This is a genomic window from Bacteroides gallinarum DSM 18171 = JCM 13658, assembly GCF_000374365.1.
Classification (GTDB): domain Bacteria; phylum Bacteroidota; class Bacteroidia; order Bacteroidales; family Bacteroidaceae; genus Bacteroides; species Bacteroides gallinarum.
Genome location: NZ_KB894121.1, coordinates 39,009 through 62,147 on the forward strand (window position 1 = coordinate 39,009; position 23,139 = coordinate 62,147).

Sequence of the window (23,139 nt, forward strand, 5' to 3'; positions counted from 1 at the left end):
ATTTCAGTAACCTTTTATACGATATATAATATATATTATCCCGTTCGCATCATTTATACAGTCAGAATAACGCCTCTACCTCTTCTTTCAAGATACTATATACATGTATGTCCGTGTATTCTCCCGAAGCCAATAATTCCCCGGCGCGCTCTGTCCCTTCCAGACGGAAGCCGAGCCGAATGGGGATGCCGTTGCTTGCGGTATTACCCGTGGCACAACGGATTTGTATACGCTTTATGTCCTTGGCTTCGACTACCCAGCGGCATAAACGGCGGACACAGGCAGTCATGATACCCCGGTGCTGATATTCGGGTAGTAACCAATAGCCGATTTCCGTACGGCGGTTGGCGAAATCGGAGAAATGAAAACCTGCCAACCCGCAGATTTCATTCCGTTTGTTCCAGATGCCGAATACCGGTTCGTAACGCTCGGCAGGGGCGGAGAGGACGCCTTTGAGGAAGTTCTCTTCATCGGACACGGATTTCAGATTGTCAACGAACGGTAGCCAGGTGCGCATGTAATCGCGGTGGGTGTCGATAGCGTGGTATATGGCAGCCGCATCCCCTATCGTCACTTCACGCAACAGTATATCCGGAAGCACCTCGAAAGATATACCCGGACGGTTAAAAGGAGCCGCCTCCGCTTGCCCGCCTTGCATTCTCTCCCTAACCTTGCTCCATGCATGCGTATCGAACAGGCAACTTTCGCGCATGGTGCGGTACATCTCTCTGAACCGGGACATCGGAATGGTGAAACTCAGTAAATCCGCTTCAAAATAAGGCCGGACGGACGGGTCGAAAAATCCCAGGAAAGTCCTGTATCCTTGCCTCCGGTTTTCGAGAACGGCTTGCGTTACGACAGAACAACAACCGGAACCGAACGGAGCCGATACGGTGTCCGGTGCATTGTTGTCGAAAAAAGCCCACGCAGCCAATCCTGCCAGTATGTCGGGAGTGGCGAGGAATAGCACGCCCTCCACCTTGTCGAAAGAGGCTATTTTGTCGATACGTGCAAAGTGAAGATAGGTCTTTTCCGCTTTAGATACTTGGGTTTTCTGTATAAAGTCGATTACCGCTTCGGGTGTCTTTTTATACTTCTCTTTCAGGGAGACGAAAGCGGGAACATGCTCCGGCATATCTGCAAAACCCGTATAGAACTTGCCGCCACCGCAGCCTATTGTCTCTGCACTGAGGCTGATTACCTCCCCGTTTCTGACCTGCGCCATACTCTTGAAAAAACAACCGTTTACTTTCCCGGTCGGAGCTTCTAAGCGGTCGGAGTACCAGAAAGTGACGGGAAGCTCGGCCTGCTGCCCGAATGCCTCCCGATAATTACTGATAAACGTACATACATCCATTTCTTTTTATTTTTTCGTAAAGATAACCAATATTCCGGTAATTCCGTTTTCCGGAAGAAAGAAACGGGGTTTCGGGATAGTTCCGATGACATCATATAGAGTTATTATAGAGGCTGAATGAAGGGCGGAATGAGAGGCTGAATAAGAGGCTGAATAAGGAAAAACGACGCGTACGGGCATAAAAAAAGGAGTACCGCTGTACTCCAACCTTTGTTAACCTTAAATCTAATACTATGAAAAACACATTGCAAAGATACGGACAATTGGGAAATCTGCAAATTATCCAAGAAAAAAAGTATGTTTTATAACACTTCTTATGGATTTCTGTTCCCGCTTATATCTTTTTTAAGAATTTCAACCTTTAGCCTCTTGGTACATGAAGCGTTTGATGCTCTTTTTGGCAGTCTTTTCAAACTCCTCGAAGTATATTTTCACTTTGGTAATCTGGCAATATGCCGGCAGCAGCAAATTCAGTTCGTTCCGGTTGGCTTCCATAGCCTTCTCTATATCGGCTTGTTGCAACCCGTGGGCAAAAGCATCGTCGAAGTCGGGATATATCAAGGCTACGAGTTTGTCGTGCTGCAATACGATTAGTGATTCCGATACATAAGGCATGTTGTTCAGCTTACTCTCGATTTCTTCGGGATAGATATTCTGTCCGCTGGAAGTGAGAAGCATATTCTTGCTGCGTCCGCGTACGGTAACGTAGCCGTCTGCATCCATTGTGGCAAGGTCGCCGGTGTGCAGCCAGCCGTTTACGTCGATGATTTGGGAGGTGGCCTCGGCATTTTTGTAATACCCCAGCATCAGGTTGGTTCCCCGGCAGATGATTTCGCCCGCCACGTTCTGAGGGTCCGGAGAGTCTATCTTTACCTCCATGCGGGTAGTGGCCTTTCCGCAGGAAGCGAGTTTCAGGGTTTCCCAACGGCTGGAACAGATGATAGGACCGCATTCCGTCATACCGTAAGCAATGGTGTAGGGAAAACCTATCTGCTTGAGGAAACGCTCCACCTCGGCATTGAAAGGTGCGCCGCCGATGATGATTTCATCGAAGTTACCCCCGAAAACATCCATTGCCTTCTTGCGCATGTCGGCTTTTATCTTGTCGTTGACGATAGGCATCCGCAGCAACAGTTTGCCGATTTTATTGTCTATGAGGGGCAGGATATTTTTCTTGATAATCTTCTCTATGATAAGCGGCACGCAGGATATGACGCGCGGCCTGATTTCCGAGAACGACTGTGCGATAATTTTGGGCGACGGCATGCGGGTAAGGAAGTAAAGGTGCGCGCCTGCCGAGAAACCGTACAGGAAATCATAGACCATGCCGAACACATGTCCCAGGGGAAGCATGGATACGATGTGGTCGCCGGGGCGTACGGGCAGCATTTCGTGGCAATAGGCAATGTTAGACCACAAGCTGCGGTAGGGCAGCATCACACCCTTGGAATAACCGGTAGTGCCGGAAGTGTAGTTGATAACCGCCAGTTCCTCGGGCGACTGCTCTTTGCGGTAACAGATATGCTCGGGGCGGAAGTTGCGGGGATAGCGTGCGCCGTAGATAGCGTTGCGGTGTTCGAACGCCTCCATGAGCCGTTCGTTCCGGCATACCACCGGCGTGAAGTCCGTGAGCAGCACGACCCCCATTAGCAGCGGCATCGCCTCCTCGTTCAGGTTTTCCCAAGCCTGGTCGCCTACGAAAAGCAGCTTGGCTTCGGAATGGTTAACGATATTGTGTATATTGTCCGCCTTGAATTCGTGTAGGATAGGAACAATCACAGCGCCATAGGTTACGGTTGCCAGGAAGCACACCGCCCAATGCGCACTGTTCCGGCCGCATACGGCAATCTTGTCGCCGGGACGGATGCCGGCACTTTCCAATACGATATGGAATTTTGCGATTTTGCGGGCGACATCTTTATACTGTAAGGTAATTCCTTTGTAGTCCGTCAGAGCGTTTTTGTCCCAGTTTTGTACGATGCTTTGTTCTATGTAGTCAATGAACCGTCGGTTTTGTTCCATTCGTATTTTTGCACACTTTAGTTAAAACTGCGCAAAGATAGGGCTTATAGTGATGCAAAACAAATGGTTTGAAGTTTTTTTCGCAGGAGAGCATTCTCCCTTATCTCTTATTCTTTGGTCTTTTCAGAAATGAGGAGCAGCTTGTCTCCCACATGAAGTTTCAGAGTACCGTTGGGAATCAGGTATTCGTCGCCGCGTTTCACTATCATGACAAGAGTTCCCTGGGGCAGGTTCATATCCTTCAACGTATCGCCTTTCTTGTCGAGCATTTCCCGGGTTACGGTAACATCGCGCAAGTCGGAATCTATCTCCTCGGGCAGTTCCACGCCGAAGTCGTTGCCCGTCTTTTCCATGGGGGTGGAAAGTTCCAGCATACATGCCACCCTCGATACGGTAGTACCCTGGATAACCAGCGACAGAATCGTGATGAAGAATACGATGTTGAAGATTACATCCGCGCCGGGTACACCTGCCACTACCGGGTAAGTGGCGAAGATAATGGGAACCGCGCCGCGCAACCCCACCCACGAAACGAATAATTTGGATTTCAGGTTGACGCGCTTGCCGAAAGGCAGCAGGCAGAGGAGTACGCTGAGCGGACGCCCCACGACAATCATGAACACGCCGATAAGCAGTGCGACGACGGCTACCTCCAGCATCTCGTGCGGGTTGACGAGTAGGCCGAGGCAAAGGAACATGATGATTTGAAACAGCCATGTCAGCCCATCCATGAACGTGTAGATTTCCTTACGGTGCATGATTTTGTTGTTGCCTACCATTATGCCGGCGATGTAGACGGCGAGGTAACCGTTGCCCTTCATCAAATCCGTAACGGAGAACGTGAAGAATACGAACGACAGCAACAGAATGGGGTAGAGCGCCTGGTTGTCGATATTCAGTCTGTTCAGCATAAGGATAGCCAGCTTTCCCAGTAAATAACCGGCAGCGGCGCCTACGATAAACTGTATCACGAAAGAAAGGGCTATCTGGGGAACCCCCATGCCCGAGGACTGGATAAACTGAATCAGTACGATAGTCAGCATATACGCCATAGGGTCGTTGCTGCCGCTTTCCAGCTCCAGCATGGGGCGCAGGTTATGCTTCAGGTTCATCTTCTGCGAACGCAAGATAGCGAATACCGATGCCGAGTCCGTGGACGACATGGTAGACGCCAACAGCAGGGAAGTGATGAGCGGCAGGTGGATATTGGTCCAGCTCATGCCCGACAGCCACCATATGAATAATCCGGTGAACAGCGCCGTTAGCAACACGCCCAGGGTAGAGAGTACGATACCGGGAGACAGGATAGGCCTGATTTCGTTGAACTTGGTATCCATGCCGCCGGAGAACAAGATGATGCTCAAAGCCACCATACCGATAAACTGCGCTTCTTTGGCATTATGGAATTGCAGCCCGAGTCCGTCGCTGCCGAAAAGCATACCCACCACGAGGAAAAGCAGTAAGGCGGGAACTCCGAAACGGTAACCGGTCTTGCCTACGATGATACTGACGAAAAGTAAAATGGAGCCTACGAGTAGAATGTTTTCTGCTGTAAATATCATAAGTCTTGTGTTATAAGGTTTATTACGGAATGCTGTTTGTACCTTGTGTGCAAAGGTATTTGTTATAAATAACAAATACAAAGCCCGGTTGGTTCAATTGAATTTCAGTATGAAAGTCGTTTCTTTGCCGGATACCAGGGAGATGCTTCCTCCGGATAAGCGCATGATTTGCCTGGAGATGCTCAAGCCGATGCCGCTGCCGTTCGTCTTGGTGGTGAAGAAAGGTATGAAAATGTGCCCGGCGACGTCCGGGGGAATGGCAGGACCGTTGTTGGATATTTCAATCAGTACGGCCTCCTCGCTGTTGCAATAGGCGCGTATGCCGATGCGCCTTTCCCCGGTAGAGGCGGGAGACGCCTCGAAAGCTTGTATGGCATTCTTCAACAAATTGGTTACCACCTGCGAAACCAGGTTCTCGTCGGCATAAAGTATCAAGTCGCCGGGAACGATAGAGGTGTGGAAAACCACAGGAACATCGGGGTATTGGTGACGTGCCAGCTCCACCATGCGGTCGATGAATCCTTTGAGGTAGAACAAAGACGGTTCGGGCGTAGGGATGCGGGTAAATTTACGGTAAGACTCGACGAATGCCAGCAACCCTTTGCCCGTACTGCTGATAGTTTGCAGACCGTTGCGTATCTCCTCTTTCGAAATTTTCTCCCCGGTCAGTTCCAGTAGCGTGTCGCTCAGGGAGGTGATAGGAGTTACGGCATTCATGATTTCGTGGGTCAGCACACGCGTAAGGCGTATCCACGAATCTATTTCCTTCTCATCCAGCTCGTTGTTGATGTCGTTTAGGGCGAGGATACGCAGGTGCTCCCGGCGTACGGTAATGTCGCTCACGCGGATAGAGAGGTTTACCGTGCCGCGTTCGTTACCGAATGCCACCTGGAGCTTGTCGCCGGGGTTGCATGCAGCGAGCGTGTTCATCAGGTGCTCGTCCACACGCGCCAGTTGGCAGATATGGGTGAAAATCTCCAGGCCGAGCAGGCGCAGGGCTTCGCTGTTCTTCTGGTAAACCGCCCCGTTGTCGTTCAGCACTACGATGCCGGTGTTTACGCAGTCGAGGATAAGCTCATAATATTTTTCCTGCTGTGCCGTTTCACTCTTTACATTATATAAGATACGGGCTACGCGGTTCAGTGCGCGGTTTACCAGGCGGTTGTCTTCAGTACCGTCCGTTTCGGAGAAGTGAATGGCGGTATCGTTGTTTTCAATGGCATCGAGCATGAAAAGCACTTTCCGCGTGTGGCGGCGGTACGACCGTTGCTGCCAGTGTACGGTCAGGGGAAGCAGCAGCGTGAAGAATACAGCCCAAAACAAAGGCTCCCCGAAACCGGGCGATACCGGGACATGGAGAAAGAACAAGGTCCACATCGCTCCGGCTGCCGCAGCGATGAGCAGGCTGACAGTCGTCCGGAAAGCGTGACGTCCCCTTATATCCTTATACCCCGTACCGCTTCGCAATATCCTACCGGTTTTGTCTTTCCATTCCTTAAACCCCATACTTTTTCATCTTGTTGTAGAGTGTCTGGCGGGTAATCCCCAGTTGCGATGCCACTGCCGAGAGATTACCGCCGCATTTGTCCAGTGTACTACGTATCATCTGCCTCTCCATATCTTCCAGAGTGGAGGCAGGCATCTCCGGCGTTTCGCTCCGGTGTTGCAACTGGAATAACCCGGCGGTAAGGAATGCGCCGTCGCAGATGATGACCGCCTTTTCAATAGCATGTTCCAGCTCGCGGATATTGCCGAACCAGGGATGAAGCGTCAGCTTTTCGCGCGCAGCATTGTCTAAGCGTAAAGGCGTTTTCCCGTATTGCCGGCAAAAGCGGGTTATGAAACGCTCCGCCAACGGGATGATGTCCTCCGGTCGCTCCCGCAGGGCGGGAATTTCCAGGTGAATGGTATTGATGCGGTAGAGCAGGTCTTCGCGGAACTCCCCCTTGTCTGCCATTTCGAATAAGTTGCGGTTGGTGGCGCAGATAAGGCGGATATCCACCGGAACGGGCGTATTGCTTCCCACCCGTACGATACTGCGGCGCTGAATCGCCGTTAGCAGCTTGGCTTGCAGGTGGTAGGGCAGGTTGCCGATTTCATCGAGAAAGAGCGTGCTGCGGTCGGCAGCCTCGAACTTGCCGGGACGGTCGGCGTGGGCATCGGTGAATGCCCCTTTCATATGCCCGAAAAGCTCACTTTCGAAAAGGCTCTCGGTAACGGCCCCCATATCCACGCTTACCATTTCGTGCCCGTGGCGTGTGGAGAGGGCATGTATTTCGCGGGCAAGCATCTCCTTGCCCGTACCGTTTTCACCGGTAATGAGTATGTTGGCATCGGTTGCCGCCACTTTTTCTACCAGTGCGCGGAGCTGCTGCATGGCGGGGCTTTCTCCCCAATACATGGAAGATGCGGCGTCGGTTGGTGCAGCAGTGCCGCCAGCCGTTTTCTTTCCGGATGCCGGGAGGCTCTGTGCGGCATTCAGCAGGGTTTCCACCAGCTTGGCGTTGTCCCAGGGCTTGACGATGAAGTCTGTTGCTCCTTCTTTTATTCCCCGCACGGCAAGGTCTATGTCGGCATAGGCGGTGAACAGCACTACGGGCAGTGCCGGATACCGTTTCTTTATTTCGTGCAGCCAGTACAGCCCCTCGTTTCCGGTGTTGATGCCGGACGTGAAATTCATGTCGAGCAAGACCACCTGCCATGTTCCCTCGCGCAACGCGCCGGGAAGGGTAACCGGTGAGGAAAGGACGGTTATCTTGTCGAAGTAAGGCTTCAACAGCAGTTGCAAGGCGGTGAGTACACCCCGGTTGTCGTCGACGATGAGGATGTTTCCGGATTTCTTCATGTGTGAACTATTATAAATGCTGGGGCAAATATATTCTATTTTCTCCAAAAAGCAGGCAAGATGAGATAATAATTGCAGTGCCGGGACAATGCCATGTTTTGGTACGAGGCGTACCACAATAGGGTATATCCCGTACCAAAGCGAAGTACATTCCGTACCCGTACAGGGTATGTCTTGTACTGCATGCGGCATGCCTTATGCCCCGTAGGGTGTAGTGCGTACGCTTACAATAGCTGTAGTTTCACTCCGAAGGATAGACACAAGTAGTCCTTGGGCTTCAGGTACTTGTTGGTAAAGGCGCTTACGATGTACAAGTCACAGGTACTTATTTCGTAGAATAATGTAATGGCTTTTGCCGTAAACCTGCGGCGGGGGTCGATGTCGTAAGTGATACGCTGTCCCAGAAAAGCATGGATGCGTACCTTGGACGAGAAGCCGTAGTAGCCTTTCGGATAACGGTCTGGTTCATGTACCCAGAATTCATCGCCGAAAACAGTGTTGAAGTACATACCGCAGGTGAGGGGTTCTGCCGAGAAACGGCTCTCTTTGATTTGCAGGCTCCAGGGGATATAATTCTGTTTCAGGGTGAATGTCAGTTTAGTACAGTCGGACTGGTATTTGGGGAGGATACCGAGGAAGATATCCGTTTCCCATTGGTTACGCTTCCCGTAGTCCCAGCCGGTTCCGAAGGAGAGCAGCCCCATATTGCCGGCGAACTGTATCTTGGTATGTGTGGGAATCAGCACTTCCCACCGTTTGCGGTAGCGGTGCACGCGCCGGTCGTAGCGGCTAGGACGTATATCGCTGGCAACGACGGTGTCCGGATTGTGTTGCAGGTAAACCGTATCGTGTTTTACGATGACCACCGTATCCCTTTCCTGGGCGGAAAGCGTGCCGCACCACCCCAGCAGCAGGCATACTACGGCAAGTGCCGGCAGCTTAGAAATAGACCACTTCGCGTTCATATCCGTAAGGTGTTATGGTGAATACATAGTAGTTACGGTTCTTCATGCAGTCGCTCATGTAGTACATGATACCGTCCTCGAAGAGGTTCTCCTCGAATACGTGGTGTTCGTGGGCTGCGGTGCAGAACTGTATGCCGGGAAACTCCGTTACGTAGCGGTGAAAGACACGTGCCACATTGTTGTTGAACTGGTCGGCATAGGGGCGGACGTGCATGGATACCACGGTTTTGTCGAATTCGTCCCGGCGGTTGGTGAGTTCTTCTTCCAAGAAGGTGAAGTCGGGAATGGGGCGGGAGTAGTCGAACTCCATGGCATTGGTATTCAGGCATACGAACTTTACCCGTCCGGCAATGAACGAGAAGTTAGGGTCGCCGAATACGGCACGGTATGTCTCTTCTCCCGTGCCGAGGCAGTCGTGGTTGCCGATAAGGGTTACATAGGGCACGCGGAGTTTGTTCATGATGTCGCGCTGCCAGAGAAATTCGTCCGTAACACCGAAGTCGCTCATATCGCCGCCGTGGATAACGAAATCTATGTCATCGCGCTTGTTTATCTCTCCTACGAAATCCAGCGTTTCGTCGTACCAGCGTTGTGAGTCGCCCATAGTTACGAATTTAATCGTTGTCTTGTCCTTGCAGTTCTGCTCTATCTCGGCGATGTTATGAGCATTGACATCGGTTTCCCCGCTGATGCGTACATCGTACGGATGATAGTCTATCATGTCGCAACTGCCCATAAGCAGGCAGAAAAATGATAGGAATAAGGGTTTATATGGCTTTATCATATTTATTTGTTTTGTTATATGAGTATATGTTTATGATAGTTGGTTATGTATATATGCTTATGAAAGTTGATTATGTATATGTGCTTATGAAATTTGGATTATGTTTAAGTGTATGTCTATGAAAGTTGATTATGTTTAAGTATATGTCTATAAAAACGGAATTATATCCAAGTATATATCTATGGAAACTGAGGGCAAAGGTAAAGTTTTCATCCGATAGAAAAGTTGTCCTATTTTCCGTTTTTCTGTCCTGTAAATGATAATTTGGTTTATCTATTCTATTCTGTAAATGCCATTGTCCAATCTGTAAATGCTGCCGTCTAATCTGTAAATGTCGTTGTCTAATCCGTAAATGTCATCATTTAATCTGTAAATATTATCATTTAATCCGCAAATGTATCTTTTAAGGCTGAAAGCTTTTTATTTTCAAGTCCGGAGTAACATCCCGGGGGCATGTATATGGTTAACGTTGCGCCCTGTAAGGGCAGAATCCTTGTATGTACCCCTTTTGCCTTTACAGTGCATAGTCAGATAAGAGAGCTTTTTATTCCCTGTAAATGTCATCGTCTAATCCATAACTGCTGTTGTCTAATCTGTATATGTTATCATTTAATCCGTAAATGTATCTTCTAAGACTGAAAGCCTTTTATCTTCAAGCCCGGGGTAACACCCCGGGGGCATGTATATGGTTAACATTGCGCCCTGTAAGGGCATAATCCTTGCATACAACCCTTTTGCCTTTACAGTATGTAGTCAGATAAGGGAGTTTTTATTCCCTGTAAATGTCATCGTCTAATCCATAACTGCCGTTGTCTAATCTGTATATGTCCTCATTTAATCCGTAAATGCTATCTTTTAAGGCTGAAAGCCTTTTATCTTCAAGCCCGGGATAATACCCTGGGGCATGTATATGGTTAACATTGCGCCCTGTAAGGGCATAATCCTTGTATACAACCCTTTTGTCTTTACAGTACGTAGTCAAATAAGGGAGCTTTTATTCCTTGTAAATGTCATTGTTTAATCTATAAATATTAAATATTGTCGTCTAATCTGTATATATCATTATTTAATCCGTAAATGTATCTTTTAAGGCTGAAAGCCTTTTATCTTCAAGCCCGGGGTAACACCCCGGGGCATGTATATGGTTAACATTGCGCCCTGTAAGGGCATAATCCTTGTATACAACTCTTTTACCCTTATGGGGCGTAGTCAGATAAGGGGGCTTTTATTCCTTGTAAATGTCATTGTTTAATCTATAAATATTAAATATTGTCGTCTAATCTGTATATGTCCTCATTTAATCCGTAAATGTATCTTTTAAGGCTGAAAGCCTTTTATCTTCAAGCCCGGGGTAACACCCCGGGGGCATGTATACGGTTAACATTGCGCCCTATAAGGGCAAAAGAGTACAACAAGGATTATGCCCTTACAGGGCGCAGGTAGATAGAGGCGGATTCTTATTCCCGGGGCGTTGCCCCGGGCTGTATGCTTCAAGCCTTTCAGGCTTTGGATTGAAAATCTTTAAATACCTGTTTATCTAAATTATTAAGCAGGCTAAGCAGGCATTAATTAGGTAGGTGGGTGTCTAATTATTGGACGGGCTGTGTCTAATTTTTAGACATTTGTGTATAGGTTGTTTATTTATGAATTGTTGATAATCAATGCTATAAGTGTTTTGGCACGCTTTCTGCATTATTATAGGTGGGAAAAACATTGCAATATAAACATAGCGATATAAATATGGCAATATAAATATATTAATATACATGTAGCAATATATAATATAACAATATAAAATGATAATATACATATAACTACAATGATAATATACACATATAACGATATAAACATACCAATATAAACATAACAATATACATGTAATTACATAATACATATAGCAATATAATATAGCAATATGAACATAACAATATACATGTAATTACATAATACATATAGCAATATAATATACCAATATAAACATAATAATATACATATAACTACATACAACGATATAAACATAACAATATAAATATATTATGAAACAAATCTATTATGTCATTCAAACTTTGCTTCGTGGACGTGGCTCGAACATCATCAAGATAATCTCTTTGGGATTAAGCCTGACGATGAGTATTTTGCTATTCTCCCGCGTGGCATACGAGCAGAGCTTTGACACCTGCTACAAAGACTACGACAATCTTTATCAAATCTGGTCTGTATTTACCGTTAATGGCGAGAAGTATCCGCCGCAAGAGCAGAACTGCGGTCCCGTGGCAGGCGCCATACTGGAGAACTTCCCGGAACAGGTAGAAGCTGCCACCAGCACTTGTCATTGGATGAATGCTCCGCTGTACAATGAAAACGCTCGTTTCGACGAAAAGAAAACGGTGGCGGATTCACTTTTCTTTAAGACTATGGGCATCGAAGTGCTGAGCGGTAATCCGGTGCAAGACCTTCAGCAACCCGATGTGATTTTCCTGAGCGACCGCTTTGCCAAGAAAATATTCGGCGGAGAAAATCCGGTGGGAAAGACCGTCAACTACAACCATGAGAAAGACTTTATAGTAAAAGGTACATATAAGGCATTGCCTGAAAACGCTACCGTCAATCCGGAAGCCGTTATCTCTATGCCTACTTTGTGGAATGGCGGAGGAGGTAACTACTCATGGCGGGGCGGGGACAGCTATCCCGAGTACATCCGTTTCCGCCCCGGTGCGGACAAGTCGGTGGTGAATGCACGTATAGATGCTATGATAGAGAAGTATCGCCCGGAAGAGGACAAAAAGAGATATGGCTATACAGCGTTTGTAAAACCTATTCGCGATACTTACCGGAATTACGAAAGTGTGGAGCGGATGCGTAATATCATGACCGTTCTCGGTCTTGCCATTCTTTTCATTGCGGCACTGAACTATGTATTGATTTCCATTTCCTCACTGACATATCGTGCCAAAGCGGTAGGTGTGCATAAATGCAACGGCGCAAGCGGCGGCAAGATATTCGGAATGTTCCTTTTGGAAACAGGCATTATCATTGTGGCGGCATTGCTCTTAATGGTTTTGATATTACTGAATTTTCGGGAATTCTTTGAAGATACCGCTGCGGCAAAACTCTCTTTGCTACTTGCCCCGGAACGAATCTGGGTTCCGTTGACGGTAGTCGGCATACTGTTTATAGTGGGCGGAGTATTGCCGGGACGCTTGTTTGCCCGTATTCCCGTATCCCAAGTGTTTCGCCGTTATACCGAGGGTAAGAAAGGGTGGAAGCGTCCGCTGCTTTTCATCCAGTTTGCAGGGGTAGCCTTCATTTGCGGGCTGATGTGCGTGGTAATGGCGCAGTATCAATATGTGCTGAACAAGGATATGGGATATGACCCGCAGCGAATGGCGTTTGCTGATGCCTATTGGAACAAGGAAAAAGAGAGCGACGCCGCTTTCCAATTCTTTAAAGGACTTCCTTATGTAGAAGCTGTAACCAGCGCCAATAATACGCCTATCAACGGATATAGCGGTTCTATGATTCGTGATGCATCGGGTAATGCGCTTTTTTCCACACGTGCTTGCTACTATATGCGTGAGGACTATCCGGCTATGATGAGGATGACATTCAAGGCCGGCCGTATGGCGCGTACGGAAGATGAAATAATAGTGAATGAAACATTCGCAGACATGATGCATTGGGGGGACGATGTTGTGGGACGTACTGTCGACGTTGACAATACCGCACAACTGAAAGTCGTGGGCGTGCTGAAAGATTTTCAGATACAAGATTTCACGGCAGCCAAGATGCCTTTCATCGCCTGCCATAATAAATATTTCACGGGAACGATACATGTCCGCCTGAAAGAACCTTTTGCACAAAATCTACGGCAACTGAACAAGGATGTAGCCGATGCTTTCAGCAATAAGACTATCGATTTCGTGAGCTATGAAAAGAAAATTACCGATGCTTACAACAGTGTCCGCGTATTCCGTAATGCCACTTTAATGGCAGCCATAACAATGTTCTTCGTTATGTTAATGGGGCTGATAGGATATACCACCGATGAAGTACGCCGCCGCAGCAAGGAGATTGCCATTCGCAAGGTAAACGGTGCGGAAGCATCCTCTATCCTGGAACTGCTTTCCAAGGATGTACTTGTCGTGGCATTGCCTGCGGTTATTCTCGGAAGCCTTGCATCGTGGTACATCAACGGCATTTGGATGGAACAGTTTGCCGAGCAGATTCCCCTCAGTTGGATTGTCTACCTGCTGGTGGTAATCGCCAACCTGGTGATAATCGTAGGTTGCGTCCTTTGGAAATCCTGGCGGATAGCCAATGAGAATCCGGTGAACAGTATTAAGAGTGAGTAAAAAAGATAATATATAGAAAATAGAACATTATGATTGAGATTAATAACATCAGCAAAGTATTCCGTACCTCGGAAGTAGAGACAGTAGCATTGAACCACGTAGACCTCGAAGTGAAAGAGGGAGAGTTCGTAGCCATTATGGGCCCGTCCGGTTGCGGGAAGTCCACTTTATTGAACATACTCGGCCTGTTGGATAACCCTACGGAGGGCAGTTATAAACTACTCGGACAGGAAGTGGCGGATTTAAAGGAGAAGGAGCGTACCCGTGTGCGCAAGGGTAAGCTGGGATTCGTGTTCCAGAGCTTCAACCTAATAGACGAGCTCAACGTTTACGAGAATGTGGAGCTTCCTCTTACATATCTGGGAGTAAAGGCGGGGGAACGCAAACGTATGGTAGAAGATATTTTGAAACGGATGAACATCAGCCACCGTGCCAAACACTTTCCGCAACAGCTTTCCGGCGGTCAGCAGCAGCGTGTAGCCATTGCCCGTGCTGTGGTAACGAACCCGAAGCTGATTCTTGCCGATGAGCCTACCGGTAACCTGGACTCCAAGAACGGAGCGGAGGTAATGAACCTGCTGACGGAATTGAACAGGGAAGGTACTACCATTGTCATGGTGACGCACTCCCGGCACGATGCCTCGTTTGCACACCGCACGGTACACCTGTTCGACGGCAGCGTGGTGGCAAATGTGGCGGCACACGAATTATAACGGGATTGATAGGGCAATTTTAAGACGGAAGTTGGGGAGACGGCAGCCTCTTCAACTTCTTTACATATATCCACAGGGCAATAACCGCCGTAACGAATGCGAAGAAGTCCGATACCGGCATGCACGCCCAGATGCCGTCCAGCCCCATGTAGCGCGGCAGGATAATCAGCCCCGGCAGCAAATACAGCAGTTGCCGGGTAAGGGATAAGAATATGCTTATCTTCGCCTTGCCGATGCTTTGGAAAAAGTTGCCGATAACGATTTGCGCACCTACCAGCGGGAACATGGCTATGCCGATACGCACTCCCCTGGAAGCCATATCTATCAACTGCCCGTCGCTCGTAAAGATAGCCGATACGGCATGCGGAAACAGTTCGCAGATAATGAACCCCGTGCTGGTGATACATACGCCCGTAATGATGCTCAGGCGCAACGTCGCCTTTACGCGGTCGTGCTTCTGCGCTCCGAAGTTATAGCCCACGATAGGCTGCATGCCCATGGTAAGCCCCAGCACAATCATTACGTACAGCACCAGCAGCCGGTTCATGATGCCGTAGGCGCCGATAGCCATGTCGCCGCCGTAATGTTGCAGGCTGTTGTTGACGATGATAACGATGACGCACGCCGTTACATTCATCAGGAACGGCGACATCCCTATGGAGAATATGCTGCTGATGATACGTTTCTTCATTTTCCAGAATCCCGGTTGCAGCCTTACGATGCTCGTCTTTTGCAAGAAGTGGCTCACCACCCATACCATGCCGATGAACTGCGAGATGACCGTTGCCGTTGCCGCGCCGCGGATGCCCCAGCCGAAGTGGAAGATGAATACGGGCGCCAGCGCGATGTTGCATACTACCGTAACCATGGAGGTAAGCATCGCCTTCTTGGGATAGCCCGTGGCACGCATGATGTTATTCAGCCCAATCATCGTATAGGTAACGGGAGTACCCAGCAGAATTACCTGCATGAAGTCGCGCGCATAGGGCAGGGTGTCGTTGCTGGCCCCGAAGAAACGCAGAATCTCGTCCAGGAAAAGGAAGGAGATACCGCCGAACAGGAATGCGTTGACCAGGCAGAGCATCAGGGTATTGTTCAGCACTTCCGTTGCCCCGTCCATATCTTTCTGCCCTAACCGTATGGATGAAATGGCGGAACCGCCTGCCGAAACCAGCGTACAGAAAGCAACGACCAGGTTCATCAGCGGAAAGGTAATGGCAAGCCCCGCAATACCCATGGCGCCTACGCCATGACCGATGAATATGCTGTCGATGATGTTGTACAGTGAGGTAATCGTCATGCCGATAATGGCGGGGATAGAATATTGTACGAGGAGTTTGCCGATTCGTTCGCTCCCTAAAATATGCGGATTATTCATTTGATATATGTCAATTAAGCTGGTGCAAAGATACGAAATATTTGCTCAGTTCGATGATTATTCAGACCTTTGCACCCGAATATTATACTTGTTTATATGGATACAACAAAAACAACAGCCGTCCTTTTCGATTTCGACGGAGTGATAATGGATACCGAAACGCAGTATTCTATCTTTTGGCATAAAGCGGGTGTAGATTATCTGGGCATGGACGATTTGGAAAGCCGTGTAAAAGGCCAGACCCTGGCTTATATCTACGATACCTTCTTTACCGGGAAAACGGAGCAGCAGCGGGAAATCACCGCCGCCCTCGACCGCTTCGAACAGGATATGGACTATGAATACATCCCCGGAGTACTCGACTTCATCGCCGATTTGCGCCGTAACCATGTTAAAATGGCGGTCGTTACCAGCTCCAACGACCAGAAAATGGCTGCCGTTTACCGTGCCCGTCCCGAGGTGAGGACTATGTTCGACCGGATTCTTACGGCAGAGATGTTCACCCGTTCCAAGCCGGCTCCCGATTGTTTCCTGCTGGGTATGGAGGTGTTCGGCACGACTCCCGCCACTACGTACGTATTCGAAGATTCCTTCAACGGGCTGAAAGCGGGCATGGCATCCGAGGCCGTAGTTATCGGGCTGGCAACAACGAATCCACGCGAGGCTATCGCTCCGTTGTGTCATTGTGTTTTGGATGATTTTACGGGCTTTACCTACGATAAAATGCTCCGGGTGCATAAGTAACGGGAAAAAGCGCTAACTTTGCGCACGGTTTTACCGCCGGATTATGCGGTTTTACACCGGTTGTTCCTTTTTAGGCAAGGTATGTAGCCTGCCGATAGAGCGGTTTCCTACGAGGGAATAACTTGTGCGCATCCGTGTAATCCGCAGCGTTCGGATAAGTACAACAAGGATTATGCCCTTACAGGGCGCAATGTTAACCATATACATACCCCCGGGGTGTTACCCCGGGCTTGAAGATAAAAGGCTTTCAGCCTTAGAAGATAGCATTTACGGATTAATATTACTAACAACTAAAAACAGAAATAAAATGGCTGGATATATTTCAGACGACACTCGTAAAGTAACTACGCACCGTCTTATCGAGATGAAGCAGAGAGGTGAAAAAATATCGATGCTGACCTCTTACGACTATACTATGGCACAGATTGTAGACGGCGCCGGTATGGACGTTATCCTGGTGGGCGACTCCGCCTCCAATGTAATGGCGGGCAACGTAACCACGTTGCCCATAACACTCGACCAGATGATTTATCATGCCAAGTCCGTTGTGCGCGGCGTAAAGCGTGCAATGGTGGTGGTGGATATGCCTTTCGGCTCTTACCAGGGAAATGAAATGGAGGGGCTTGCCTCCGCTATCCGCATCATGAAAGAGAGCCATGCCGATGCCTTGAAACTGGAAGGCGGGGAAGAAATCATCGGTACGGTAAAACGTATCCTCAGTGCCGGCATCCCTATTATGGGACACCTCGGGCTGATGCCGCAGTCTATCAACAAATACGGAACCTATACGGTACGCGCCAAAGATGATTCGGAAGCCGAGAAACTGGTACGCGACGCCCACCTGCTGGAAGAAGCCGGATGCTTCGCCATTGTGCTGGAAAAGATTCCCGCTGCCCTGGCGGAACGTGTGGCGAGCGAGCTTACTATCCCTATCATCGGCATCGGCGCCGGTGGCGGTGTAGACGGCCAGGTGCTGGTCGTTCAGGATATGCTGGGCATGAACAACGGTTTCCGTCCCCGTTTCCTGCGCCGTTATGCCGACCTTCATACGGTAATGACGGATGCTATCAGCCATTACATATCCGATGTGAAGAACTTAGACTTCCCGAATGAGAAAGAACAGTACTAACGGGCTGATGACGCTGGATTTCGGGCGGATGTGTGCAGCGAACCTGTTGCTGTTCGCATCCGTCTACATGCTTTTTCCCGTACTTTCGTTCGCCATGCCGGAGCAGTTGGGGATATCCGTCCCCCGAATGGGGAGCGTATTCCTGCTGTTTGCAGCAGCGATGTTCGCGGCAGGACCGTTCCACGCCTATCTGTGCGACGAATACAAGCGGAAGAATGTACTGCTTGTCTCCACCCTCGTCATGCTGGCGGCAACGCTGGGGTATGCCTTTGCAGACAGCTATCCGAAACTGTTGCTGCTTGCACTGGTACAGGGGGCTTGTTTCGGAGTGGCAACCACGGCAGGCATTACGGTGGCTATCGACATCACAGTGTCGTCGCGGCGCAGTGCGGGGAATATGATTTATGCGTGGTCTGCCCGGTTGGGCATGCTGATAGGGGCGGGCACAGGTATCTTGCTGTACGACCTCTACGGTTTCCGCACGGCCGTTTACCTGGCGGTTGCTACCGGAGTTGCCGGCATGCTTTTCGCTTCGGGAGTATATGTAGCTTTCCGTGCGCCTATCGGCATGAGGCTGTGCAGTTTAGACCGCTTCCTGCTGCCGCGTGCATGGGTTCCTGCATTGAATATGCTCCTGATAGCTTTTGTACCGGGAGTGCTGCTTCCCTTGTTGTATATAGGGGATTACATCGCATTTTCAGCCCTGGCGGTATTGGCGCTCCTGGCGATACCGTTCATAAGGATGTTCGTGAAATTGTCGCATCATTGCCAACGGGGAACGGGTAATACGACCTGCTACCTGGCTATGGAAACCGGGCTTCTGGCAGGTCTGGCAACAGCTTGCCGGCTGGCGGATGCTTATTTGCTCTATCATGCGGCTTGCGTAGCCGCACTGCTTGCCTTGTTCTTTTTCGTCTTGCTCACATACCCTTATTATAAGAGGAAAAGGGTAAGATAAAACCTTAGGAACTTACCATGCTCCCGAAAACGTACGGCATAAAGATAATGATGCCTACGATTATCGCCGCAACAGCGCATACCAGTACTGCTCCGGCAGCGATGTCTTTTACCTGCCCCGCAAGGGGATGTCGCTGGGGAGATACCAAATCTACCAGCCTTTCAATGGCGGTATTGAACAGCTCGGCGGCAATCACTGCGCCGATGCACAGGATAACCGCTATCCACTCGGTACGGGTAATCTCCCAAGTAAATCCCGCCACAACTACTGCTGCCGTGACAATCAGGTGAAAGCTCAGGTTCTGCTCTTTGCCTACACAGTTCCGGATGCCTTTCCAGGCATAGCCGAAACTGCGGAGTTGTTTCTTAAAATCGTACTTCATAGGTCGTCGAATTGGAGATAGGGGATTTCAGTTTCGCGAAACCTGCTTCACCCCCTTCACCGTCCTCAGCTTCTTGATAAGCGCCTCCAGCCGTCCGGTATCACCTACCATGACGGTAAGCGTGCCCGAGAACAAGCCGTCGTGCGAATCGATGCCGATACTTCGCAGCGTGATGCCGGTTTCCTTGGAGATTATGGAAGTGATGTTGGTTACGATGCCTATGTCGTCGTGCCCCACCACACGCAGCGTAATGGGGTATTGCGTGCCTTGCGACTTACCCGCCCAGCGTGCCTTGACGATACGGTATCCGAAGCGTTCGCGCAGGTCGCTTGCGTTCGGACAGTCGCAGCGGTGTATCTTGATACCGCCGCTCACGGTGACGAACCCGAACACCTCGTCGCCGTAAATCGGGTTGCAGCAGCGTGCCAGCTTGAAGTCCAGTCCTTTCAGGTTCTGGTCGATAACGAGCACATCCTCTTTGGCGCCCGTCTCCTCGGGCAGGGCGGCGGTTTGCAGGTTGTAACCCTCGGCACTGCGGTAAACGATGTCGTCGTGCGTGTCGTTCTCGCGCTTCTGCTGTTCCAGGTACTTGTCTATGATGTCGTTTACATCGAGCGTTTCATCGGCGATGCTCTGGTAGAAGTCCGTCACCACTTTGAAGCCGAGACGTTTGATGAGGCGCATCATCGTACCCTCATCGTATTCTATCTTCCGGTTTTTGAACTTGCGCTCCAGCGTCTCTTTGGCGAATGCATGCTGGCGTGCCGCCATTTCCTTGAGCGCCTGCCGTATCTTGGTACGCGCCTTGGAGGTGGTGACGATATTCAGCCAGTCCTGCTTCGGCGTCTGGGTGTTGGAAGTCATGATTTCCACCTGGTCGCCGCTGTTCAGTATTTGCTTCAACTGCGCATTCCTGCCGTTCACTTTCGCGCCGATACATTTGCAGCCCAGTTTGGTGTGAATGTGGAATGCGAAATCGAGCACGGTGGAGCCTTTGCCCAGCTTGAACAAATCCCCCTTGGGGGTGAATACGAATACCTCGTCCTCGTATAAGTCTAGCTTGAACTGGTCCATGGCTTCCAGTCCGTTGCTGTCGGAGTTCTCCAACGCCTCACGTACGGAAGTGAGCCATTCGTCCAGTCCGTTTTCGCCTTTCACGCCTTTGTACCGCCAATGGGCGGCAAGGCCGCGTTCGGCAATCTCGTCCATGCGCTCGGTACGTATCTGTACTTCCACCCATTTGCCCTCGGGACCCATAACGGTGATGTGCAGCGACTCGTAGCCGTTGCTCTTGGGCACGGACAGCCAGTCGCGCAGGCGTTTGGGGTTGGGCTGGTACATATCCGTTACAATGGAGTATGCCTGCCAGCATTCCAGCTTTTCCTTTTCCAGCGGAGAGCTCAGGATTACGCGGATAGCGAACAGGTCGTACACGCCTTCGAAGGGACACTTTTGCTTCTTCATCTTCTGGTAGATAGAATGAATGGACTTGGTACGCCCCTTGATGTGGAAGTGCAGGCCTGCATCTTCCAGCTTCTTCTGTACCGGAGCTATGAAGGCGGCTATATATTTGTCGCGCGCAGCTTTGGTTGCGTTCAGTTTCTCCTTGATATGGTAATATACCTCTTTCTCCGTATATTTCAGCGAAAGGTCTTCCAGTTCCGATTTCAGCTTGTACAGACCCAGCTTGTGGGCGAGGGGGGCGTACAGGTAAGCGGCTTCATTGGCAACCTGCTTGCGTGCCTCGTCGTTCTCGCAATCCTTTATCTGGCGCATGATGTTTACGCGGTCGGCAATCATAATGAGGATAACGCGCATATCCTCCGCAAAGGAAAGCAACAGGTTGCGGAAATTCTCCGACTCGATAGTAGGGCTCTTGGAGTAAAGCTCGTTTACCCGTATCAGCCCGCGTATGATGCCTGCCACGTCCTCGCCATAGTCCTGCTCCACCTCTTCGGAGGTACAAGTACCGCAGCGTACCGAGTCGTGAAGCATCAGCCCCAGGATAGAAGCCCGCTTCATTCCGATTTCCTCCGCAACGATGACGGCGGTCTGCATGTCTTTGATAACCGGGTTCAGCCCGAAGATGTCCCGTTGTATGCGGTTGTTCTGTATAGAGTTTACAAGATGCGTTTTCAGTTTCTTACAGTCTCCCTTGTGGAGCGTTTCTCCGGAAAGCTGCAATAATTTCCGGTAGAGCAGGAAAAGTAGGTACTTCTCTCCGGTAGTGAAAAATTCATCTGTTGCCATAATCGTCCGTATTTTCTGCTGTAAAGGTAGTTTTTTTCTTCCTTTTCTTGACGGCACTTGCGGTTTTTTTGTATTTTTGGGCATCAATTAATAAATTTAGATATTATGATAACACTCCAAGACAAAGAACTGCTTGCCAAGAAAGGCATATCGGAAGAACAGATTGCCGAACAACTGACCTGTTTCGAAAAAGGATTTCCCTATTTGAAGTTATCTGCTGCCGCTTCCGTGGAGCAGGGCATATTGGCTCCGGATGCCGATGAGCAGAAGAAATACCTGAACGCATGGGAGGCATACACCCAGACAGACAAGACGGTCGTGAAGTTTGTTCCGGCATCGGGCGCTGCAAGCCGTATGTTCAAGAACCTGTTCGAATTTCTCGGAGCGGAATACGATGCTCCCCAGTCGGCATTCGAGAAAACGTTCTTCGAGAAAATCGAAAAGTTCGCTTTCTACGACGATTTGAATGCCGCTTGCCGGGAAACGGCGGGCAAGGATATTCCCGCATTGCTTGCCGCCGGCAATTACAAGGCGGTGGTTGCCGCATTGCTCGAGTCGGCAGGGCTGAATTACGGTGCGCTTCCGAAGGGGCTGTTGAAGTTCCACAAATACGAAGAAGGTAGCCGTACCCCCCTGGAAGAACACCTGGTGGAAGGTGCGCTTTATGCAGCCAACAGAAATGGCAAGGTGAATGTACATTTCACCGTGTCTCCCGAACACCGTGCGCTGTTCAAGGCGTTGGTGGACGAGAAGGCGGCAGCTTATGCCAAGCGGTACGGCGTGGATTACAACATCAGCTTCTCCGAACAGAAGCCCAGCACCGACACCATTGCCGCCGATATGGAGAACAAGCCTTTCCGCGACAACGGCAAGCTCCTGTTCCGTCCGGGAGGCCATGGGGCGCTGATTGAGAACCTGAATGACCTCGATGCCGATGTAATCTTCATTAAGAATATAGACAACGTAGTGCCCGATAAGCTGAAAGGCGATACCGTATTATATAAGAAACTGATTGCCGGTGTGCTCATTACATTGCAACAGCAGGCGTTCGCCTACCTGCAACTGCTGGACAGCGGCAAATACACGCACGAGCAGATACTCGACATCCTGCAATTCGTACAGAAACGGCTTTTCTGCAAGAACCCGGAAACGAAGAACCTGGAAGATGCCGAGCTGGTGATTTACCTGAAAGAGAAGCTGAACCGTCCGATGCGCGTTTGCGGTATGGTGAAGAACGTGGGCGAGCCGGGCGGCGGTCCGTTCCTCGCTTATAACAACGACGGTACGATTTCCCTGCAAATCCTCGAAAGCTCGCAGATTGATATGAACGACCCCGAGAAGAAGGATATGTTCGAAAAGGGTACGCACTTCAATCCGGTAGATTTGGTTTGCGCCGTACGCGATTACAAAGGACATAAGTTCGACCTGGTGAAATATGTGGACAAGGCAACGGGCTTTATCTCTTACAAGTCGAAGAACGGCAAAGACCTTAAGGCGCTGGAGCTTCCCGGACTTTGGAACGGTGCGATGAGCGACTGGAACACGGTATTCGTAGAAGTGCCCCTTACCACTTTCAACCCGGTAAAGACCGTCAACGATTTATTGAGAGAACAGCACCAATAATAGCGGCGGCACTAAGTTAACTTCACAGCTTCGATGAAGTTAACTTGAAAGGTGCCGATATGTTAACATCATAAT

16 protein-coding genes are annotated in these 23,139 nt (G+C 49.7%); 6 read left to right on the forward strand and 10 right to left on the reverse strand.

Going from position 1 to position 23,139, the window contains the following annotated elements; genetic code table 11:
* Positions 1–61: 61 nt before the first annotated feature.
* From C233_RS23475 to C233_RS0105520, 7 genes are all read right to left on the reverse strand, one after another.
* Entirely contained in the window at positions 62–1,357 is a 1,296-nt protein-coding gene (locus C233_RS23475; protein ID WP_018666547.1) for a GNAT family N-acetyltransferase, read from the reverse strand.
* A 354-nt stretch (positions 1,358–1,711) separates the two neighbouring features.
* Positions 1,712–3,379, reverse strand: a complete 1,668-nt coding sequence (locus tag C233_RS0105495; RefSeq protein WP_018666550.1) for a long-chain fatty acid--CoA ligase — start codon at positions 3,377–3,379, stop codon at positions 1,712–1,714.
* 107 nt (positions 3,380–3,486) lie between these two features.
* The gene (locus C233_RS0105500) at positions 3,487–4,941 is read right to left on the reverse strand and encodes a potassium/proton antiporter (RefSeq protein WP_018666552.1); all 1,455 of its coding nucleotides are present in this window, start codon (positions 4,939–4,941) and stop codon (positions 3,487–3,489) included.
* A 93-nt stretch (positions 4,942–5,034) separates the two neighbouring features.
* Entirely contained in the window at positions 5,035–6,447 is a 1,413-nt protein-coding gene (locus tag C233_RS0105505) for a sensor histidine kinase (RefSeq protein WP_018666554.1), read from the reverse strand.
* On the reverse strand, positions 6,437–7,786 hold the full coding sequence (locus C233_RS0105510) for a sigma-54-dependent transcriptional regulator (RefSeq protein ID WP_018666556.1): 1,350 nt from the start codon (positions 7,784–7,786) through the stop codon (positions 6,437–6,439). The genes C233_RS0105505 and C233_RS0105510 overlap by 11 nt, the downstream gene beginning before the upstream one ends.
* Before the next feature lie 224 nt (positions 7,787–8,010).
* Positions 8,011–8,751 carry a hypothetical protein gene (locus C233_RS0105515; protein ID WP_018666558.1) on the reverse strand — a complete coding sequence of 247 codons (741 nt, stop codon included), beginning with the start codon at positions 8,749–8,751 and terminating at the stop codon, positions 8,011–8,013.
* The gene (locus tag C233_RS0105520; RefSeq protein WP_034777419.1) at positions 8,726–9,535 is read right to left on the reverse strand and encodes a metallophosphoesterase family protein; all 810 of its coding nucleotides are present in this window, start codon (positions 9,533–9,535) and stop codon (positions 8,726–8,728) included. The genes C233_RS0105515 and C233_RS0105520 overlap by 26 nt, the downstream gene beginning before the upstream one ends.
* 2,036 nt (positions 9,536–11,571) lie before the next feature.
* Here C233_RS0105520 and C233_RS0105525 point away from each other — a divergent pair.
* Both C233_RS0105525 and C233_RS0105530 read left to right on the forward strand, forming a co-directional pair.
* A complete protein-coding gene (locus C233_RS0105525) occupies positions 11,572–13,887 on the forward strand; it encodes an ABC transporter permease (protein ID WP_018666562.1) in 2,316 nt (771 codons plus the stop codon).
* Between the two features lie 29 nt (positions 13,888–13,916).
* Positions 13,917–14,600: an ABC transporter ATP-binding protein gene (locus C233_RS0105530; RefSeq protein WP_018666564.1), complete on the forward strand. Its 684-nt coding sequence runs from the start codon at positions 13,917–13,919 to the stop codon at positions 14,598–14,600.
* Between the two features lie 19 nt (positions 14,601–14,619).
* Here the strand turns inward: C233_RS0105530 and C233_RS0105535 are convergent, their stop codons facing one another.
* Positions 14,620–15,978 (reverse strand): MATE family efflux transporter, encoded by a 1,359-nt coding sequence (locus tag C233_RS0105535; protein WP_018666566.1) that lies wholly within the window; start codon positions 15,976–15,978, stop codon positions 14,620–14,622.
* 96 nt (positions 15,979–16,074) lie between these two features.
* Between C233_RS0105535 and C233_RS0105540 the strand changes: the two genes are divergently transcribed.
* From C233_RS0105540 to C233_RS0105550, 3 genes are all read left to right on the forward strand, one after another.
* The gene (locus C233_RS0105540; protein ID WP_018666570.1) at positions 16,075–16,722 is read left to right on the forward strand and encodes an HAD family hydrolase; all 648 of its coding nucleotides are present in this window, start codon (positions 16,075–16,077) and stop codon (positions 16,720–16,722) included.
* Positions 16,723–17,029: 307 nt separating this feature from the next.
* The gene (gene panB, locus C233_RS0105545) at positions 17,030–17,851 is read left to right on the forward strand and encodes a 3-methyl-2-oxobutanoate hydroxymethyltransferase (RefSeq protein ID WP_018666571.1); all 822 of its coding nucleotides are present in this window, start codon (positions 17,030–17,032) and stop codon (positions 17,849–17,851) included.
* Entirely contained in the window at positions 17,832–18,809 is a 978-nt protein-coding gene (locus C233_RS0105550) for an MFS transporter (protein ID WP_026314745.1), read from the forward strand. Before panB ends, C233_RS0105550 begins: the two co-directional genes overlap by 20 nt.
* A 4-nt stretch (positions 18,810–18,813) precedes the next feature.
* Here C233_RS0105550 and C233_RS0105555 read toward each other — a convergent pair whose 3' ends face one another.
* Both C233_RS0105555 and C233_RS0105560 read right to left on the reverse strand, forming a co-directional pair.
* A complete protein-coding gene (locus C233_RS0105555) occupies positions 18,814–19,191 on the reverse strand; it encodes a diacylglycerol kinase family protein (protein ID WP_018666576.1) in 378 nt (125 codons plus the stop codon).
* 27 nt (positions 19,192–19,218) lie between these two features.
* Entirely contained in the window at positions 19,219–21,441 is a 2,223-nt protein-coding gene (locus tag C233_RS0105560; protein WP_018666578.1) for a RelA/SpoT family protein, read from the reverse strand.
* Between the two features lie 105 nt (positions 21,442–21,546).
* Between C233_RS0105560 and C233_RS0105565 the strand changes: the two genes are divergently transcribed.
* Entirely contained in the window at positions 21,547–23,064 is a 1,518-nt protein-coding gene (locus C233_RS0105565) for a DUF4301 family protein (RefSeq protein ID WP_018666580.1), read from the forward strand.
* Positions 23,065–23,139 lie beyond the last annotated feature (75 nt).

What these genes read in the sequence shown, in the direction of transcription:
- C233_RS23475 (WP_018666547.1), bottom strand. Translation starts at nt 1,357, where the DNA reads ATGGATGTATGTACGTTTATCAGTAATTATCGGGAGGCATTCGGGCAG.
- C233_RS0105535 (WP_018666566.1), bottom strand. Translation starts at nt 15,978, where the DNA reads ATGAATAATCCGCATATTTTAGGGAGCGAACGAATCGGCAAACTCCTC.
- C233_RS0105550 (WP_026314745.1), top strand. Translation starts at nt 17,832, where the DNA reads ATGAGAAAGAACAGTACTAACGGGCTGATGACGCTGGATTTCGGGCGG.
- C233_RS0105555 (WP_018666576.1), bottom strand. Translation starts at nt 19,191, where the DNA reads ATGAAGTACGATTTTAAGAAACAACTCCGCAGTTTCGGCTATGCCTGG.
- C233_RS0105560 (WP_018666578.1), bottom strand. Translation starts at nt 21,441, where the DNA reads ATGGCAACAGATGAATTTTTCACTACCGGAGAGAAGTACCTACTTTTC.
- C233_RS0105495 (WP_018666550.1), bottom strand. Translation starts at nt 3,379, where the DNA reads ATGGAACAAAACCGACGGTTCATTGACTACATAGAACAAAGCATCGTA.
- C233_RS0105510 (WP_018666556.1), bottom strand. Translation starts at nt 7,786, where the DNA reads ATGAAGAAATCCGGAAACATCCTCATCGTCGACGACAACCGGGGTGTA.
- C233_RS0105525 (WP_018666562.1), top strand. Translation starts at nt 11,572, where the DNA reads ATGAAACAAATCTATTATGTCATTCAAACTTTGCTTCGTGGACGTGGC.
- C233_RS0105515 (WP_018666558.1), bottom strand. Translation starts at nt 8,751, where the DNA reads ATGAACGCGAAGTGGTCTATTTCTAAGCTGCCGGCACTTGCCGTAGTA.
- C233_RS0105500 (WP_018666552.1), bottom strand. Translation starts at nt 4,941, where the DNA reads ATGATATTTACAGCAGAAAACATTCTACTCGTAGGCTCCATTTTACTT.
- C233_RS0105505 (WP_018666554.1), bottom strand. Translation starts at nt 6,447, where the DNA reads ATGGGGTTTAAGGAATGGAAAGACAAAACCGGTAGGATATTGCGAAGC.
- C233_RS0105540 (WP_018666570.1), top strand. Translation starts at nt 16,075, where the DNA reads ATGGATACAACAAAAACAACAGCCGTCCTTTTCGATTTCGACGGAGTG.
- C233_RS0105565 (WP_018666580.1), top strand. Translation starts at nt 21,547, where the DNA reads ATGATAACACTCCAAGACAAAGAACTGCTTGCCAAGAAAGGCATATCG.
- panB (WP_018666571.1), top strand. Translation starts at nt 17,030, where the DNA reads ATGGCTGGATATATTTCAGACGACACTCGTAAAGTAACTACGCACCGT.
- C233_RS0105520 (WP_034777419.1), bottom strand. Translation starts at nt 9,535, where the DNA reads ATGATAAAGCCATATAAACCCTTATTCCTATCATTTTTCTGCCTGCTT.
- C233_RS0105530 (WP_018666564.1), top strand. Translation starts at nt 13,917, where the DNA reads ATGATTGAGATTAATAACATCAGCAAAGTATTCCGTACCTCGGAAGTA.